Origin of the sequence: Echinicola pacifica DSM 19836, from assembly GCF_000373245.1 — a bacterium.
Taxonomy (GTDB): domain Bacteria; phylum Bacteroidota; class Bacteroidia; order Cytophagales; family Cyclobacteriaceae; genus Echinicola; species Echinicola pacifica.
Genome location: NZ_KB890743.1, coordinates 1 through 17,796, shown reverse-complemented (window position 1 = coordinate 17,796; position 17,796 = coordinate 1). Strand labels below are relative to the sequence as shown.

Annotated in this window: 14 protein-coding genes; 10 read left to right on the top strand and 4 right to left on the bottom strand. The window is 46.2% G+C overall.

What is annotated here, in order from left to right:
* Window positions 1-2: 2 nt before the first annotated feature.
* Window positions 3-1,778: an arylsulfatase gene (locus B050_RS0110205; protein WP_240473669.1), complete on the top strand. Its 1,776-nt coding sequence runs from the start codon at window positions 3-5 to the stop codon at window positions 1,776-1,778.
* Window positions 1,779-1,837: 59 nt separating this feature from the next.
* Here the strand turns inward: B050_RS0110205 and B050_RS0110200 are convergent, their stop codons facing one another.
* Window positions 1,838-2,722, bottom strand: coding sequence for an AraC family transcriptional regulator (locus tag B050_RS0110200; protein ID WP_018473819.1), 885 nt, complete (start codon window positions 2,720-2,722; stop codon window positions 1,838-1,840).
* Window positions 2,723-3,047: 325 nt separating this feature from the next.
* On the opposite strand from B050_RS0110200, the gene B050_RS0110195 reads away from it, so the two are divergent.
* From B050_RS0110195 to B050_RS0110170, 6 genes are all read left to right on the top strand, one after another.
* Window positions 3,048-4,751: a GMC oxidoreductase gene (locus B050_RS0110195; protein WP_018473818.1), complete on the top strand. Its 1,704-nt coding sequence runs from the start codon at window positions 3,048-3,050 to the stop codon at window positions 4,749-4,751.
* An 83-nt stretch (window positions 4,752-4,834) separates the two neighbouring features.
* The gene (locus tag B050_RS0110190) at window positions 4,835-6,004 is read left to right on the top strand and encodes an MFS transporter (RefSeq protein WP_018473817.1); all 1,170 of its coding nucleotides are present in this window, start codon (window positions 4,835-4,837) and stop codon (window positions 6,002-6,004) included.
* 539 nt (window positions 6,005-6,543) lie between these two features.
* On the top strand, window positions 6,544-10,875 hold the full coding sequence (locus B050_RS0110185; protein ID WP_018473816.1) for a CusA/CzcA family heavy metal efflux RND transporter: 4,332 nt from the start codon (window positions 6,544-6,546) through the stop codon (window positions 10,873-10,875).
* Between the two features lie 4 nt (window positions 10,876-10,879).
* Window positions 10,880-12,040 carry an efflux RND transporter periplasmic adaptor subunit gene (locus tag B050_RS0110180; protein WP_018473815.1) on the top strand — a complete coding sequence of 387 codons (1,161 nt, stop codon included), beginning with the start codon at window positions 10,880-10,882 and terminating at the stop codon, window positions 12,038-12,040.
* A gap of 125 nt (window positions 12,041-12,165) precedes the next feature.
* Window positions 12,166-12,834, top strand: a complete 669-nt coding sequence (locus B050_RS0110175; protein ID WP_018473814.1) for a response regulator transcription factor — start codon at window positions 12,166-12,168, stop codon at window positions 12,832-12,834.
* The gene (locus tag B050_RS0110170) at window positions 12,831-14,228 is read left to right on the top strand and encodes a sensor histidine kinase (protein ID WP_018473813.1); all 1,398 of its coding nucleotides are present in this window, start codon (window positions 12,831-12,833) and stop codon (window positions 14,226-14,228) included. Before B050_RS0110175 ends, B050_RS0110170 begins: the two co-directional genes overlap by 4 nt.
* Before the next feature lie 1,004 nt (window positions 14,229-15,232).
* Here the strand turns inward: B050_RS0110170 and B050_RS23800 are convergent.
* From B050_RS23800 to tnpA (B050_RS22235), 3 genes are read right to left on the bottom strand one after another with little or no spacing between them, the layout of a single operon-like run.
* Window positions 15,233-15,493, bottom strand: a complete 261-nt coding sequence (locus B050_RS23800; protein ID WP_052308742.1) for a DDE-type integrase/transposase/recombinase — start codon at window positions 15,491-15,493, stop codon at window positions 15,233-15,235.
* Window positions 15,405-15,650 (bottom strand): hypothetical protein, encoded by a 246-nt coding sequence (locus B050_RS23550; protein WP_169336251.1) that lies wholly within the window; start codon window positions 15,648-15,650, stop codon window positions 15,405-15,407. The genes B050_RS23800 and B050_RS23550 overlap by 89 nt, the downstream gene beginning before the upstream one ends.
* Window positions 15,647-16,024, bottom strand: a complete 378-nt coding sequence (gene tnpA, locus B050_RS22235; protein ID WP_044202227.1) for an IS66 family insertion sequence element accessory protein TnpA — start codon at window positions 16,022-16,024, stop codon at window positions 15,647-15,649. Before tnpA (B050_RS22235) ends, B050_RS23550 begins: the two co-directional genes overlap by 4 nt.
* Window positions 16,025-16,082: 58 nt before the next feature.
* Between tnpA (B050_RS22235) and B050_RS0110160 the strand changes: the two genes are divergently transcribed.
* From B050_RS0110160 to tnpC, 3 genes are all read left to right on the top strand, one after another.
* Window positions 16,083-16,475 carry a cysteine peptidase family C39 domain-containing protein gene (locus B050_RS0110160; protein ID WP_018473811.1) on the top strand — a complete coding sequence of 131 codons (393 nt, stop codon included), beginning with the start codon at window positions 16,083-16,085 and terminating at the stop codon, window positions 16,473-16,475.
* Between the two features lie 9 nt (window positions 16,476-16,484).
* Window positions 16,485-16,778 (top strand): IS66 family insertion sequence element accessory protein TnpA, encoded by a 294-nt coding sequence (tnpA, locus tag B050_RS23795; protein ID WP_018473810.1) that lies wholly within the window; start codon window positions 16,485-16,487, stop codon window positions 16,776-16,778.
* The coding region (gene tnpC / locus B050_RS22230) for an IS66 family transposase (RefSeq protein ID WP_455423223.1) at window positions 16,778-17,796 on the top strand (1,019 nt) is incomplete at its 3' end. The genes tnpA (B050_RS23795) and tnpC, both read left to right, overlap by 1 nt.

Sequence of the window (17,796 nt, the reverse complement as noted above, 5' to 3'; positions counted from 1 at the left end):
ATATGAGAAAAAACACCATCTTCCTATTAATATTGAGTTTATGTCTGGGGAGTATCTCCCTCCAAGCGCAGCAAGCGCCCAATATTATCATTGTGATCACAGATGATCAGGGCAAAAATGACCTTTCCTGCGAAGGAAATCCCTATATCAAAACACCGAATATCGACCAGTTCTATTCCGAGGCAGTTCGTCTGACGGATTTCCACGTATCCACCACCTGCGCCCCTTCGCGTGGGGCCCTGCTCACTGGCAGACATACCAACCGGCTCAATGTCCATCATACCATTGCGGGTAGATCGATCCTATTTGAGGACGAGGTGCTCCTCCCAGAGATACTTGCAGCTAATGGCTATACTAATGGGCACTTTGGCAAATGGCATTTGGGGGATAACTATCCCTATAGACCCATGGATAGGGGATTTCATGAGGTGGTCCGACATGGTGGCGGAGGAATAACCCAAGGCCCGGACTTCTGGGGAAATGATTACTTTGACGATACCTATTGGCATAATGGACAGCCGCAGGCTTATGAAGGCTATTGTACCGATGTATTCTTTGACGAGGCCTTGGATTTTATTGATAAAAATAAAGACCAACCCTTCTTCTGTTATATCTCCACCAATGCACCACATGGCCCACTGAATGTGCCGGAGGAGTATATGGATTTGTATAAAGATGAATCAGAATTGTCCGAAGGTACCAAGCGATTTTATGGTATGATCACCAATATAGATGATAACTTCAGTCGATTGCGGAATAAACTCGAGGAGCTGGAGATCAGTGATAATACCATCCTGATCTTCATGACAGATAATGGTACTGCTGGAGGAAATAGAGTATATGATGCAGGCATGTCAGGCCATAAAGGCTCCGTGATGGAAGGAGGTCACCGAGTGCCATTCTATATCAAATGGCCCGCTAGGGGGATTGAAGGCGGAAAAGAAGTCAATCAGCTGACCGCTCACTTTGATGTCCTGCCCACGCTGGTGGAGCTGGCAGACCTTAAGTTTAATCCCCAAAAGACACTGGATGGCCAGAGCTTGAGGCCACTATTAGAAGGGAATGGAGCCGATACTTGGCCCAATAGGCTTCTCTATGTGGATACCCAAAGGGTCCTTGACCTTACGAAATACAAGGACTATTCGGTAATGGATCAAAACTGGCGGTTGGTTAATGGAGATCAGCTTTACCATATGCCCTCAGACCTGAAGCAGGAAAAGAATGTGATCGCCGAGCATCCTGAGGTGGCGGAGCGCATGGCCCTTGGCTACGAGAAATGGTGGGAGTCCATTATGAATGAGGAGAATACCGGAGATTATGCCTATATCAAGGTGGGGACTGTCTATGAAAATCCCTCCAGAATAGCGGCGCATGACCTGCTGACAGGCGACCTTAAGAGAGGCTGGCATCAGTTTGGGGCTATAAAACCCGAGACCGCAAGTGGATTTTGGAAGTTGGAATTTGTGTCCGGAGGGACCTATAAGATTAGCTTGCGAAGATTCCCTAGAGAGTCAGGCTTAGGTATTAATGAGACCTTTGCTGCTCAGCAAGCAGATCGCCGCATCGAGCAACTCGCCCCGGCATCCACCAAAAGTGATTTTGCCGAAGCATACCTTAGCCTTGCCGGATTCAAAAAAACCTCCCCAATTACCGCAGGAGCAGAGGAAGTGAGTTTTGAGATGGAGATAAGTGAAGGCAAGTATGATGTGGAGGCGAGGCTCATCGATGAGCTGGGAAGATATTATCCCGCATTCTATATGTATGTAGAAAAGAAATGAGACGCTGAATAGATCCAATACCAGCAGTATGAAGATAAATTAAATCAGAGGATATAGGCTTAGTTAGCCAGATTTCGGGTGTTCTTATGTGCTTTCAGGTATTCAGAGGGGGTATAGCTAGTAATCAGTTTAAACTGACGGTTAAAATAGGAGATGTTATAATATCCGCTGTCAAATGCCACCTCTTTTACGCTATAGGCTTCCTCGATGAGCTGCTTACAAGCATGGCCAATACGTATTTCATTGAGGAATTGGGAAAAGGTCTTGCGGGTATGTTTCTTAAAGAACCTACAAAAGGAATTGGTGCTTAGGTTTGCCACATCGGCGGCATCGGCAAGGCTGATATCTTTGTTGAAGTTCAACATGATAAAATGAACCACCGAATTGACCTTTTTGGTGTCGCCAGGACTGGACATGGGCTCAAAAACAATATGGCTGAGCGTGGTGATTTCCTCCGACATGACCAGGTGATTCAGCTGTTTTAGCAAGTGAAGGATGCGGCGCAGGCCTTTCTTCTGAGAGGCTTTCTGTGCTGCCCGAAAGAGACGTTCCCGACTGCTTCCATGGACTTGCAAGCCTCGCTTGCTCGCTTGGAGGAGGCTTTTGATGGGATAGACCTCTGGTAAGTTAAGGAAAGCCTCCCCGAGGTTTTCCAAGGCGAAAAGAATAGAAATATTCTTAGCCCGCAGGCAGGAGTCTGCGGCATAGTAGCTGGGATCACTTCGGAAGAAATGAGGTAAGTTGGAGCCAATGAGAAAGATGTCTCCAGCCGTAAAATTGCCGATGGCATCTCCAATAAAATAGGTGCCTCTGCCCTCCAAAATCACCATGATCTGAGTCTCTATATGGTAATGCAGGCTGTCATAAAAGTAAGGGTAGTCCTCCTCCAGCACCTTTACGGACTGTTCTTCGCTTTTGGCAATTTTAAATAATAATGGCTTCATCTATATTTCCGCAGCTATGGGCCTGACACAAATGGAAAGATAAGAAAGTTTTTGATTTCCCGTATCAAAGTCGATCCGTCGTCCAAACTCCCATGTAGAATTTGACTAAAATATGGGCTTTAGATGCTTATTGCTAGTATTAATTTCTGTTTTGATGTATGTAATTCCATAAAAATTGTTTAATTTTTCGATTTGCAAATTTTAATGACAGATAATAAAATCCTAAAACGTATCAATTATTCCTTCTTCAACTATGGAAGAGTAAAATGATTTACTGCTTCCACCTTGAGAGGAATACTGAAAAGTTAAAAATACAAAAACCATAATGAACCTAAACGTAAAAGCAAAAGCTGAGAACACCTACGATGCGATCGTGGTGGGATCAGGAATCAGTGGAGGCTGGGCCGCCAAAGAACTCAGTGAAAAAGGATTAAAAACCTTGGTGCTGGAGAGAGGACGAGATGTGAAGCACATAAAAGACTACCCCACCACCAATATGAATCCTTGGGAATTTGACCATCATGGAAGAAAGACCCGCGCTGATATGGAAGAGTATCCCATCCAAAGCCAAATTTATGCTTTTAATGAAGGTACCAAGCAATTTTGGGTAAAGGACAATGAAAATCCCTACAACCAAATCAAGCCTTATAACTGGGTGCGTGGCAATCACGTGGGAGGAAGAAGCATCATGTGGGGGCGCCAGTGTTACCGCTGGAGTGATATGGATTTTGCAGCCAATGCCAAGGACGGCCATGGCGTGGATTGGCCGGTACGCTATGCAGATATCGAGCCTTGGTACGATTATGTAGAGAAATTTGTGGGAATCTCTGGCGAAAAGGCCGGCTTACCTCAGTTGCCAGACAGCCATTTCCTACCTGCTATGGAAATGAACTGTGTGGAGAAGCACGTTGCCGAGCGGATCCGCCAGAATTTTGATGATCGGACCATGCTTATCGGACGTGTGGCCAATGCCACCGTGCCTTTGGACGGTCGGGGTCCCTGCCAATACCGAAACTTATGCTTTAGAGGATGCCCTTTTGGAGGTTATTTTAGTAGCAATTCCGCTACGCTTCCTGCGGCCATGAAGACAGGGAATATGACCCTAAGGCCTTATTCTATTGTGACCGAGGTCTTATATGATAAGGACAAGAAGAAAGCTACAGGGGTAAGGATCATGGATTCTGAGACTAAGGAATATCATGAATATTATGCCGATGTAGTATTTCTAAATGCTTCCACGCTGGGGACCGCATGGATACTCCTAAACTCTGTTTCGGATGCCTTCCCCAATGGTCTGGGAAATGGCAGTGAGCAGGTAGGTCATAACCTCATGGATCACCATTACGGGGTGGGAGCCTCGGGGGATTTTGAAGGGATGCAGGATAAATATACCTATGGCAATCGTCCCAATGGCATATATATCCCACGTTTCAGAAACCTGGATGCTAAAACCACCAATGCTGATTATTTACGAGGTTTTGGTTACCAGGGCGGCGGCGGCCGGGGGCGTGGAGCTTCCGGTCCTGCAGGAGTAGGTGAGGCCTTCAAAATCGCACAGACGGAGCCGTCTGCCCATTGGCATTTTGGATTGAATGGCTTTGGCGAACAGCTTCCTCATTATGATAATATGGTCAGTCTAAATCGCGATAAAACCGATGTCTATGGGCTTGCTACTTTGAATATCGACTGTGAGTTCCGAGAGAATGAGCAGAATATGAGAAAAGATATGCGCGAAAGTGCCGAGCAGATTCTCGAAGCCGCAGGCGCCAAAAATATCAATTCCTACGATAATAGCCCACCTCCGGGGCACTGTATTCACGAAATGGGAACGGCCAGGATCGGTAAAGATCCCAAAACCTCCGTGGTGAATAAATACAACCAAATGCACGAGGTGCCGAATGTCTATATCACCGATGGATCATTTATGGCGAGTTCGGCTTGTCAAAACCCCAGCTTAACCTATATGGCCTTTACCGCCAGAGCCTGTGATCATGCCGTACAGCAACTGAAAAAGGGTGGATTTTCTTGAGAGGAACCACCCCCAATACTACCAATGACCCAATGACGAAAATTGTCAATTAATAACTATACACCAAAATAACCTTTATTACCATGAATCAAACTGCCAATAGGAAAGCTCTTTTCCAAGCCAGTTGCCTGGCGCTTATTGTGACCTCCATGACCTTTGCGGTCCGCGCAAAATTAGAAGGAGTACTAGAGACGGATTTCGCACTCTCAGGGGTGGAAATCGGGCTGGTCTTTGCCCCCGCATTCTGGGGATTTACTCTGGCCATGCTTATTGGTGGCCCTTTGGTCGATTACTTTGGAATCAAAAAAATCATTTGGATGGCGTTTTTTAGCCATTTGGCAGGCATTGTATTGACCATTTTCTCCTATGATTTCTATTCCTTCTTCGCAGGAACCTTATTTATTGGAATTGGAAATGGACTAGTGGAGGCTGCCTGTAACCCACTGGTGGCCAGTATGTATCCGGAGAATAAAGCCAAAATGCTAAACCGTTTTCATGTATGGTTCCCTGGAGGAATGGTGATCGGTGGCGTCCTGGGATATATCCTTATGGATGTGATGAACCTGCCTTGGCAGGTGCTGGTGGCCATGTTATTTATCCCCTTGGTGGTGTATGCTTTCTTGTTTTATGGCAAGACCTTACCCAAAACCGAAAGGGTACAGATGGGCGTTTCCAATTCTCAAATGTGGAAAGCCATCATCTCTCCATTATTTCTGGTGATGGCCTTTTGTATGCTGCTTACCGCGTCCACAGAGCTGAGTACCCTTCAGAGAATAGATGGTTTATTGAAAGATGCAAATGTTTCAGGAATCCTGATTTTAGCGTTTATTAATGGGATTATGGCCATAGGAAGAGCCTTTGCAGGTCCGGTGGTGAAGAAGTTGGATACCACAGGAATGCTCTTGTTTTCAGCCGTATTCAGCTGCATAGGCTTGATTTTGCTGAGTTATGCCTCCGGCACAGCCGTGTTTGGCGCAGCATTCGTTTTTGCAGTTGGTGTGACGTATTTCTGGCCGACCATGTTAAGTTTTGTCGCCGAGAGAATTCCCGAAAGCGGCGCCCTAGGTTTATCCATAATTGGCGGACTGGGAATGCTGTCCGTATCTATTGTGCTGCCAATCATGGGTTCATTTATGGATGGCTCCGATAGCTCAGCCTCTACCTTTGGGTATATGGCATTCTTGCCAGCCCTATTGATCTTTATCTTCCTAGGCTTGTTCTTGAAGTTTAGAGGTACAAATATAGCTCGTTAATCAGTTTTGATTAAGGCAAGTAAATAGCCTGCTTCAGCACCTCTCAGGTAGCCGAAGCAGGCTATTTTTTTTATTCTGGGTCAATTTTATTTGATTTATTAAGGGTGTTGAATCTTAATGTTTTATCCTTTTATCCCACAGATTTATAAAGAGATTTACTAAAGCAGGCTTTTCTAGCCTTTGGAAATCAGAGCTCTTTTTACACTAGCGTTTATTTCTTCCTTCAGGACCCTTTTTAGGTATTTATGCTGTGGCAAAGTAGATCATATTTATCCCTAAATATATCCCCCAAGGTTTGAGAATTCTCCCCTGTTTACCTAGTCAAGTTTCAATAGAGGACAAGCCTAACGAATAGATATAAATCCAAATTACAGCTTATATAGCTTCTACCGGAGCCCTGTCAATTAGGAGTATCTGAGGGGGCAGCTAGGTAAATAAAACCGGAGTTTGGTGGATTTTAAGGAAATCTTAAGAAAACGCTAAGAAAGCCCTTAGAGTAGGAGATTACTTTTGGGAAAGGACATTAAAAAACTTTCCGAATGCTTCAGAAGCTCATCCAGTACAGCTTAAATCATAAGTTGATCATTCTACTTTTTACCTTGGGAATGGTTGGCTTTGGCGTTTATTCCCTGGCGCATATCCCCTTGGGGGCAGTGCCGGACATTACCAATAATCAGGTACAGATCATTACCACCTCCAAAAACCTTGCGACGGAGGACGTGGAAAAGTTTCTAACCTACCCCGTGGAACTAGAAATGGCCAACCTTCCCAATGTAAAGGAGATTCGGTCGATTTCTAAATTCGGATTATCGGTGGTGACGGTGGTATTTGAGGATAAGGCAGGCACCTATCTGCCCCGCCAGCTGATCGCCGAGAAGCTTAAGACCGCAGAAGAGCGGATTCCCGAGGGCTTTGGTACCCCATTTATGGGGCCGATTTCCACAGGATTAGGCGAAATATACCAGTACATCATCGATGTGGAGCCCGCCTATCAGGATCGATACTCCATATCAGATATCCGCTCCATTCAGGATTGGGTGATCAAGAGGCAGCTGTCTGGCATCCCCGGTGTAGTAGAAGTCAATACCTGGGGAGGATACCTGAAGCAATATGAGGTCGCGGTAAACCCCGCCAAATTACGGGCGATCCAGATTCCACTGGGCAAGGTATATGAGGTGCTGGAAAATAATAATAGCATTGCCGGAGGAGGATATATAGAAAAAACCGAGGAGACCTACTTTATCCGTGGGGAGGGCCTGGTCGGCTCACTGGAGGATATTGAGAATATAGTGGTGGAAAATAGAAACGGTCTTCCTATTTATATCTCGGATATAGCTCAGGTCCAATATGGACATGCCACGCGCTTTGGGGCCATCACTGGTAATGGCCAGGGAGAAAAGGTGCTCGGCCAGGTGATGATGCTCAAAGGGGCCGATTCACAAGCTGTAATCAATGCAGTAACCCAAAGGGTGGACGAAATAAAATCTTCATTGCCCCCAGGCATAATCATTAATCCCTTTTTGGAGCGAAGCGAACTGATCGGAAAAACGACCTTTACCATTGCCGAAAACCTGATTCTCGGCTGCTTGATTGTGGTATTTGTCGTGGTATTGCTATTGGGTAATTTCCGCTCTGGGCTGGTGGTGGCCTCGGTCATCCCATTATGTTTGCTCTTTGCACTTTCTCTGATGTACCTCACAGGCGTGGATGCGAATCTGATGAGCCTTGGTGCCATTGATTTTGGGATTATCATCGATGGTGCAGTGATCATCGTGGAGTATATCGCCTATCAGATTAGTTCCCAATATAAGACCTTGGGCCCTCTCCAGGGGGCGGAGAAACAGCGGGCTATCGACAAGATTACCTTCGAAGGAGCCTCAAAAATGATGCATTCAGCCGTTTTTGGCCAGCTAATCATCATTATTGTCTTTATCCCGATTCTTTCCCTGGTCAATGTGGAGGGGAAAATGTTTCGCCCCATGGCTTTGGTTTTTTGCTATGCCCTGATAGGCGCGATGGTACTCTGTTTTACTTATGTGCCCGTGATGGCTTCTTTATTTATCAAACCAAGTAAATCCTCTAAACCTGGCTTTTCGGAGCGGTTTATTTCCGCGGTTTACCGGATATACCGACCAGCAATTCTGCTTGCCTTGCGCCATAAAGGTGTAGTATTGGCCATTTCAGTAGGGCTTTTGGTTGGATCGATTCTCCTTTTTACCCGGATGGGAGGGGAGTTTGTGCCCACCTTAGACGAGGGGGATTTTGTGATCCAACCGGTGCTGAAGACGGGGACATCTTTAGAAAAAACGATAGAAACTACCACCAAAATGGAGAAGATCCTGCTGGAATTTCCCGAAGTGGAGCAGGTAGTGAGCCGGATTGGTGCGGCTGAGGTGCCTACTGACCCCATGAGCATGGAGGAAAGTGATGTGATCATCAAGTTGCGACCCAAAGGAGACTGGGTGACGGCCTCCACCAAAGACGAATTGGCGGAAGCATTTAAGGCGGAGCTTGCCATTCTTCCGGGAATTGACTTTGAGTTTACCCAGCCGATAGAGATGCGGTTCAATGAGCTGATCACGGGAGTGAGGGCCGATTTAGCCATTAAGATTTTTGGGGAGGACCTCGATCTTCTGTTCCAAAAAGCCCAGGAGGTGGAGAAAGCCATCCAAGGGGTGGAGGGAGCATCGGATATAATTGTAGAAAAAACGGCCGGCTTGCCACAGATGACCGTGGTATATGACCGCCGAAAAATTGCCAAATACGGCCTCAATGTCAGTGATTTGAACGATCTGATCAGTATGGGCTTTGCGGGTCTGCCTGCCGGCACGGTGTTCGAAGGGGAGCGGCAATATGACCTGGTGCTTCGCTATGATGGCGAGCACCGCCAGAGCCTGGAAGATATCAGCTCCACCTCTGTCCAGCTTCCCAGCGGGCGTAGCCTTCCATTGAGCGAGTTTGCGGAGGTCAAGTACACCTCGGGCCCAGCTAAGATCTCTAGGGATAATACCAAAAGGCGAATCGTAATCGGTGTCAATGTGAGAAACCGTGATTTGGAGTCGGTGGTGAAGGATGTCCAAGGGATTATTGCGGAGCAAATAAAACTTCCTACGGGCTATACCATCACTTATGGTGGTCAATTCGAAAACCTGCGTACCGCCAGAGAAAGGCTGATTATTGCGGTTCCCATTGCGCTATTACTGATTTTCCTTATGCTATATTTTGCTTTTAATTCTGCCAAAGAAGCCGCCATCATTTATAGCGCCATCCCCCTTGCGGCGGTCGGTGGTATTGTTTTGCTATACCTTCGAGGATTGCCGTTTAGTATTTCTGCCGGCGTCGGATTTATAGCGCTTTTTGGTATTGCGGTGTTGAATGGCATCGTGCTCATCGAGGAGTTTAAGGAGCTGAAAGCCCAAGGAATCAGGAATGTGCATAAGGCTGTACTGATCGGGACGCGGAAGCGGCTTCGGCCTGTGCTTTTGACTGCCTCAGCAGCAGCCTTGGGCTTCTTGCCTATGGCCATTTCTCATTCCGCAGGGGCAGAGGTCCAGCGTCCTCTTGCCACCGTGGTGGTCGGCGGATTGATTTCGGCCACCCTCCTGACCTTATTGGTGGTGCCGGTGCTCTATACGCTATTGGCAGGAAAGAAGATTAACCTCAAGAGGGCTCCAAAGCTGGCTTCTTTTGCTGGAGTAATTCTATTCTTGGCCTTTTCCACCAAGACTTCCAATGCACAGGAAAATCCGCTGAGCCTAAGCTCAGCGATACAGATGGCGGTGGAAAACAACCGTGAGCTGACTGCTTCCAGGGCGCTCATCCAGCAGCAGGAAGAGCTGAAGGGGACGGCTTGGGATATCGACAAAACCCAGGTTTACTATCTCTATGACCAAAATAATATCGCCGAAAATGGTGCGCCGATTAAAGTGTGGGGCCTGGATCAAACCTTACAGTTTCCGACCGTTTATGGCGCCCAGCATCGATTGCGGAAAAGTAAAGTGACCCTGCAGGAGAAAGCCTATGAGCTCGACGAATACCGCATCAAACAAGAAGTTTCCAAAGCCTATTTTACAGTCGTCTATTTTAAGCAGCTACTCACAAATTACGGTTATCTGGATAGTTTGTATTCTCAATTTGCCGCCGCTGCTCAGAGTAAGTATGAACTCGGTGAGTCCAATATGCTGGAGCAGCTGACGGCAGAAAGTAAATCCCGGGAAATCTCCCTGCTGATGGAGCAGCATCAGTTTAATAAAGACCAGGCATTGGTACGGCTGAACAGCTGGATTCAAGGGGAAGAAAATTATGAAGTGGAGTTGGACAGCCTGCCCCTGCTGGATTTGGGAGGGGATTTTGCCGGTCATCCTGGCCTGGATTACCATTCCCAACTTACCGAAACCAAAGGCTATGAGCTAGGTTTGGAAAAAAATAAGCTGCTTCCTGACCTGCAATTTTCGGTCTTTCAAGGCACCAATAGCCTTCCCGCTGCACGGATGTATCGGGGATTTCAGGCGGGAATAGCCATTCCATTGTGGTTTGGAGCCCAAAAATCGAAAATCCAGGCCGCGCAGACCTCCATGCAGATCGCCCAACAGCGTAGGCAAAACTACGAGATACACTTACAGTCAAGCTATCAAGAGCTCGACCAAGAACTAAAGAAATTTAAAAAGGCAATCGACTATTACCACAGCACCGGCGATACGTTGGCCAAAGGACTATTGTCCAATGCCCAGATGGCTTACCAGAATGGTGAAATTGACTTTTTACAATACATACAGTTGCTCGAAAATGCCCGAAATATAGAAATCAATTACTTGGAAAATCTATGGCATTACAATATGACCTTATTGGAAGCCCACTATCTAATAGACTAATAATATGCAGAAGATAATAGCGATCAGCCTCATTCGGATAGCCCTTTTTGGTAGTCCACTGCTTATGCTTTCTTGTAATGAAGGCAAGGGAGAAGGGAATAAAATTGTAGAAACCTCCGAGCCGGAATCTCATCTCATTAGCCTGACGGCGGAGCAGATGAAGGCCAATGATTTTCATACAGGTTCGTTGACCGAAAAGGAATTCCATCAAAGCATAAAAGCTAATGGGATGCTGGATGTGCCACCCGAAAATAGAATGGCTATCAGTGCTTATTTTGGGGGATATATCAAAGAACTAAAACTGCTGCCCGGCCAAAAGGTGCAAAAAGGGCAGGATTTATTACAGCTGGAAAACCCTGAATTTATTCAGATTCAGCTGGAGTTTTTGGAGGCTAAAGGGGAGCTCCGGTATTTGGAGTCCGATTATAAAAGACAGGGGGAGCTCTATAAAACGAATGTGGCTTCCGAGAAGAAATTCCTCAAATCTGAGGCGGATTATAAGGTGATGAAGGCACGCTATGAGGCTTTGAGCAAGAAACTTCTGCTGATGGGCATTCTGCCGGATCAGCTGGAGGATGAGTCGATTACCTCGACCCTAAGCCTGAAAGCGCCCATGTCGGGATATATCACGGAAATCTCTGCCGAGAAGGGCATGTACCTTTCTCCTTCCGATATAGCGATGTCCCTGGTCAATACTAATCATCTGCATTTGGAGCTGAATATCTTCGAGAAGGATGCCTGGAAGGTCAAAGTAGGCCAGGAGGTAGTATTTTACCTGCAGGACAATCCTTCCCAATCGTACCTTGGCAAGGTCCATCTGGTGGGTAAGTCGGTATCGGAGGCGGACCGAATAGTGCGTGTCCATGTGCATATAGAAGAGGAGGAAACGATGGCCAATCTCGTGCCGGGCATGTATGCTGAGGCCAGTGTGAGGACGGAAGCGGTACCGGGGATGGCCCTACCCGAAACTGCCGTGGTGAAGATTGGGGATGACTATAAGGTACTGCTGCAGACCAATACCGCGGATGGAAAGCGATCCTTCGCACCGAAAATGGTCAAGGCAGGGAATCGTGAAGAGGGGATGGTGCAGATCGTCAATGCAGGAGATTTTGCGAAGGGATCGGTGTTTCTGACCAAAGGGGCCTTTAACCTGATCACTGAATAGGCTCTAGCCGGCCGGGAATAGCAAAGACGGACTGGGGAGACTGAGCATATTGCAGGAATTTTTGATAGATTTGGGACGGAGAAGGCCGGGGAAGGTGGAGACCCGAATAGAAGTCCAAATAGCATATGAAGATACTTATCGTAGAAGATGAACCAGGGATAGTGAAGTTTTTGAAGCAGGGCTTCGAGGAGGAAGGCTATGGAGTGGATTTTGCCACGGATGGACAGATGGGTTTGGATATGGCGATGGTGGACCGTTATGATATTTTGTTATTGGACTGGATGGTGCCGGGGATCAGTGGGATAGAAGTCTGCCGGAGTTTTCGGAAGGTGGACCCGACCACCCCCATTATTTTTTTGACGGCCAGGGACGAGGTGGCTGATGTCATCTTTGGACTTCAGGCTGGGGCAAATGACTATATCAAGAAGCCCTTTCATTTTGAGGAATTGCTGGAAAGGGTAAAAGTGCAGTTGCGACCGAGCTCGGGTGAGCATGAGCAGTTTTCGGTAGGCGATATTCTCATGGATATTGGTACCCACCAGGTGTTTAAGGGCTCAGAAGAAATCTATCTTACCCAGAAGGAATTTTCTTTACTCGAATTTTTATTACGAAATAAAGGAAAGGTCTGTCGCCGAACGCAGATTATAGAGCATGTCTGGGATATCAATTTTGATTATAATACCGGGGTGATTGACGTTTATATCAATGCTTTAAGAAAAAAACTAGCCTTGGAGGATAAGGAAAATTATATCCAGACCATCCGAGGGGTGGGATATATTGCTAAGGAATTATGAAGTTGAATTTTCAGACTAGGATAGCATTTTTATACCTGCTGGCTACCTCAGTCATCAGCTTGCTGGTATTTGCCTTTATTTACTTCATGGTCCGCAGCACCGTGTATGAAAGTCTGGACAGTTCCCTGTCTTTCGAAGCAAATAAGCACCTCTTAGAAATAGCCGTGGAGGCGGACACGGTGTATTTTACCCATAAGAAAGAGTGGGAGGAAATCGAGCATAAGGAAGTTCAGATCAATCCGGTATTTTTGCAGCTAATGGGGCCCGCCGGACAGGTGATGGACAAATCTCCCAACTTGAAAGAGGACCAATTGGAAATGGGCAAGGGCAAGGTGCTCGATCTGCATTATGACACCAAACTGAAGAACAGGCCCATTCGTCAGGTACAAATAGGCATCCTAGAGCAGGGGGAGCTAAAGGGATACATCGTCGCTGCAGTTCCGCTGGAGGCCTCCCTGATGGTGCTTACCAATTTGATGAAAACCCTCCTGATTCTTTTTCCTATTTCAGTGATGGTCCTATTCTTTATCTCCAGGTACCTGGCGGGGAAGAGTATCGCCCCCATTGCCACCATTATTGGAGCCACCAGCAGCATCACTAGGAACAACCTCAGCGAGCGGGTGCCGCTACCGGAGAATCAAGATGAACTCTACGAACTCTCTACTTCCATCAATGGTCTTCTGGATCGGATCGAAGCCGCGATGGAGCGAGAAAAGCAGTTTACCTCTGATGCATCACATGAGCTTCGCACGCCCCTAGCGGCGCTGCGTGGGACGCTGGAGATCCTCATCCGTAAGCAAAGAAACGTGGAGGATTATGAAGAAAAAATAAACTATAGCCTTTCGGAGGTGGACAGAATGTCTGTCATAGTGGAGCAATTACTCTTTCTGGCGAGAAATGACCAGCAGCAGTCCCATCAAAAGCAGCATCGGGTGCCCATCGCGGTGTTGATCGATGAGACACTTTCCAGATTTCAGAAAGAACTTAAGCGTAAGCAAATAAAAGTCTCCCTGGAAGCGGATGAATCTGGGGACTATATTCTGCCATATTATTATGGCAACGTCATTCTGGAAAATATTGTGGGCAATGCTATAAAGTATAGCTATGAAAATACGACCCTTTCGATTCGATTGGAGAATAGCATGGGGGAGTGCCACTGCTTTATCCGTGATGAAGGCTTAGGGATAAAAGATACAGACCTAGCGCAGGTATTTATCCCGTTTTTCCGGTCAGATGCACTTGGACATCGGGAGATACAAGGGAGTGGCTTAGGCCTGTCGATCGTCCAGAAGGCGGTCAATGCTATCGGGGCTAAAATTGCTATTCGCAGTAAGCAAGGGGAGTGGACAGAGGTGCACCTGCGATTTGTAAGACAGGCAAGCGCTGGGGTTTAGTGCCATTTTGTCGCCACTGGTAGCCTAGTGGCGAGTTTTTTGTAGTTAGACCCTCCAATACTTTTTCAGAACTGTTTAATTTATCTGTATCCATCCCACCAAGTGCAATTTTACACAGACTGAGCTATTCCATAGTTTTCGGTAAACAACCAAGCAAATGGATAGGAGAGAATAAATGCATTCCTCCGACGAACCCATATAGTACTTAACCAAAACTATATCACCACTGCGTACAAGCAAATCAGCTATTCGGCAAAAGAAATGGGGTCAGATATCCCTCACCAAAGTTTGATAACAAAAAAGTGCGGCGGGTAATACCTGGTTCCGAGGAAAGAACAGTGAAGGCTAACGAAATATCTCCTACAAGAGTAATAAGAACCTCACATTCTGGAGTACAGCTTGTAATAAGAAGCCTTACATCTAATAAAGTTGATAGGGCAGCTACCTATAATTATTATCAAAAAATAAAACAGAAAAGGTATAATGAGGACAGACAACTTAAGAAATATGGGTCAAATAGATAAACTGTTATTCTCATGCTTGATTTTGGTACTGGTATCTTGCCACTCACCTAATGAAAAAATCAAAAAGGTTATTATTACTTGCCTGAGGAAACTACGGTGATGATACCGGTGACTTGTGATATTTTGGGTTACATTGCTTCTGGGATGGAACAAACCAAAATGCTCTTTCCGCTAAAAAGTTGGACTAGTTATGCTGCGAATTTATAGTTAAAAAATTCATTCGGTGTTTTCATTTCTAAAGCTGAATGAGGTGCATAAGTATTGTATTCATGCCCATTTCTGCATTTGATTGAATACGGTTTGAGTGTTGTCTAGACAACTCTCATACACGTAATCTATTTTAAATGTGCCATTTAGAGCTTCGCACATTCCATTTGATTGTGGAGAATAGGTTGGTGTATTACAATCGACACTATTCCATGATTTCAAACTCGCTTTAAGTTTCTTTTCAACGAATTCTGGCCCATTGTCATGCAAGAACTATAGCGGCCCCAGAGGAGGCAATTTCTCTCCAAAACGCCTGTGTAAAGCTTCCTGAACCAGCACTTCAATATCTACCGCCTGCATATGTTTACTTGCTCTCCAAGCAATGATAGACCTGTCACAACAGTCCATCACAAATGCTACACGGAGCTTTTCCCCATTCCAACATTTAATCGAAGTAATGTCGCTTGCCCAGCGGGTGTTGGAAACCTCTACCGCTATTTGACCGGTATGAGGCCTTAACTCTGGGCACTCCATAGGTAGACTTGCTTACAGTAAGCTCGAGAATTGCTGCTTTCATCTGCTCACAAAGCGCCTTCCGAGCTGTTCTTTTACGATCTGGATATTCCTTTGGCTTATAGTAAACGGTAGATTTGGCTACTCCTAAAGTCTTGATAGTTCTGTTAATACTCACTCTGAACTCCCTGGATAACGATTCAACTTCTTGTTTCGTTGTTGATCCATTTCCAACTTTTTTTTTAGAATCTTGATGTCCAAGGTAGATTCACCAAGAGCCTTCTTCAGCTCTTCATTCTCTTTTCTGAGTAGTTCTAATTCTGCTTTGGTGTGTAAATCCCCTTGATTCTTGATACTCATAATAGCTCCTGATTTAGCGTTGGATCGCCAATTGTACACTTGACTGGTGATCAGCCCGTGTCGTCGGCAATATTCAGGGCAAGATAAGCCAGAGGATTCCCAATTTTCAACAATGAACACTTTTTGTTGTGAGGTAAGCAGCTTGCGACCACTTGATGAGAGTCGGACTTTTTTGAATAGTTCTTCGATCATTTTGTTCCTAGTTTAGGCAAGAAAACCGGTTCAGTTATTTAAGCAGTTAGGAACAAAAATGATTAATTTTCAATCTAAAAAATTGCCTTTTTATTGCCAATATGACAGGATGGATTGTGGACCAACTTGTCTAAGAATGATTTCCAAATACTATGGGAAGAATTATGAAATTGGCTATTTAAGAGATATATCCCTTCAATCTGGTGATGGAACAACTTTGGAAGGAATTGCAGATGCAGTGGAGAAAATTGGTCTTAGTACACTTGCTTTAGTAATAGACTATAATACTCTTTCTGAACAAATTCCATTGCCATGTATTGCACATTGGAGACAACGACACTATGTTGTAATTTATGAGGCAACTCCGGAAAAAGTAATCGTGGCTGATCCTGCGTTTGGATTGTATCCGTCCGACAAACCCCATATTGATACAGGCGTTCTGAATACCTAATGTTGCAGGATGAGAAAGAAATCCAAGCAAGTATATTACTCCCTGTTCTGTAAGTGGCAGGAATCGGGTCAGCGTAAGGCCACTTTTGCCGCAGCAGAAGGCATCCCAAAGCAAACGTTCTATTATTGGTGTAAGAAGTTTGACACCGATTCGGCCCCTTCAACTTCCCCTCCCCCGTTCTCGATTATTCCGATGGNTCATATCGCAGCAAGCCCAGTTGCCAGAATCAGTTATCCATCCGGAATCTGTGTGGAACTGTTTGGGGCAGTAGATGTGGCAACTGTCCGTGAGCTGGTGGGCTGATGCTGGCCCTATCAAGCTCAGTGAGGTATTTCATGTATCATGAACCGACAGACATGCGTTTCGGGATCAACTCGCTTGCCGGGCTTGTGCGCAACAAACTTGGTTTAAGTGAGAAACGCAACGGCAATGTCGGAGACAACCAGATGGGACTTTTTGAACTCGGTGTCACCCAGTCGGTACAGGAAGAGCTGTCCTGCTCGGTGGAGCGGCAGAAACCAGCACCGAAGAAACGTGCCAAAGGAACCGGNCGTATGAGCCTGCCTGAANAACTGACCAGGGAAGAGATCGTGATAGAGCCGTCCGAATCCACTGAAGGCTGCACAAAGATCGGGGANGANGTNACTGAGGTGTTGGAGATTGAACCTGCTTTTTTCTATGTGAAACGNTATGTGCGTCCAAANTATGCCAGGCCAAACGGGGAAGGCATTCTGATCGGNATGCTTCCTGACCGGGTAATCGANAAGGGCATCCCTTCCGAATCGGTCATTGCACAGCTCACCGTTGACAAATACGTTTACGGGATGCCGCTGCACCGGCAGATCGACAAATACAGAAAAATGGGAGTTAGNATCCCCGCTTCCAGCGCATCGGACTGGCTGATGAAGGGATGGGAGCAACTCCAACCGCTCTGGGAGCTCCTCCGCNTAGTCGTCTTCNCNCATAAGTATCTCCAGGCGGATGAAAGCCCCATAAAGGTNCAGGATAGGGACCATAAAAATGGAATTCATAAAGGATACNTGTNGCTATACCATGCTCCNGTGGACAGNCTCGTACTGTTTGACTACCGTAAAGGNNGGGACAGTTCCGGNCCCAAGGAAATGCTTNCNGGNTTTAAGGGAATCCTCCAAACGGATGGCTATATCGTCTATGATTCACTTTACGGGAACCATCCGGATATCCTGCTTACTTACTGTATGGCACATGCAAGGCNCTATTTTGTCGATGCGGTCAAAGATGACGAAAAGCAGGCCAATTATGTCTTGGATGAAATGCAGCTGCTGTATGCCCTGGAGCAGCG

Coding starts and splice junctions, on each gene's coding strand:
- B050_RS0110205 (WP_240473669.1), top strand. CDS start 3: ATGAGAAAAAACACCATCTTCCTATTAATATTGAGTTTATGTCTGGGG.
- B050_RS0110200 (WP_018473819.1), bottom strand. CDS start 2,722: ATGAAGCCATTATTATTTAAAATTGCCAAAAGCGAAGAACAGTCCGTA.
- B050_RS0110195 (WP_018473818.1), top strand. CDS start 3,048: ATGAACCTAAACGTAAAAGCAAAAGCTGAGAACACCTACGATGCGATC.
- B050_RS0110190 (WP_018473817.1), top strand. CDS start 4,835: ATGAATCAAACTGCCAATAGGAAAGCTCTTTTCCAAGCCAGTTGCCTG.
- B050_RS0110185 (WP_018473816.1), top strand. CDS start 6,544: ATGCTTCAGAAGCTCATCCAGTACAGCTTAAATCATAAGTTGATCATT.
- B050_RS0110180 (WP_018473815.1), top strand. CDS start 10,880: ATGCAGAAGATAATAGCGATCAGCCTCATTCGGATAGCCCTTTTTGGT.
- B050_RS0110175 (WP_018473814.1), top strand. CDS start 12,166: ATGAAGATACTTATCGTAGAAGATGAACCAGGGATAGTGAAGTTTTTG.
- B050_RS0110170 (WP_018473813.1), top strand. CDS start 12,831: ATGAAGTTGAATTTTCAGACTAGGATAGCATTTTTATACCTGCTGGCT.
- B050_RS23800 (WP_052308742.1), bottom strand. CDS start 15,493: ATGGAGTGCCCAGAGTTAAGGCCTCATACCGGTCAAATAGCGGTAGAG.
- tnpA (WP_044202227.1), bottom strand. CDS start 16,024: ATGATCGAAGAACTATTCAAAAAAGTCCGACTCTCATCAAGTGGTCGC.
- B050_RS0110160 (WP_018473811.1), top strand. CDS start 16,083: ATGATTAATTTTCAATCTAAAAAATTGCCTTTTTATTGCCAATATGAC.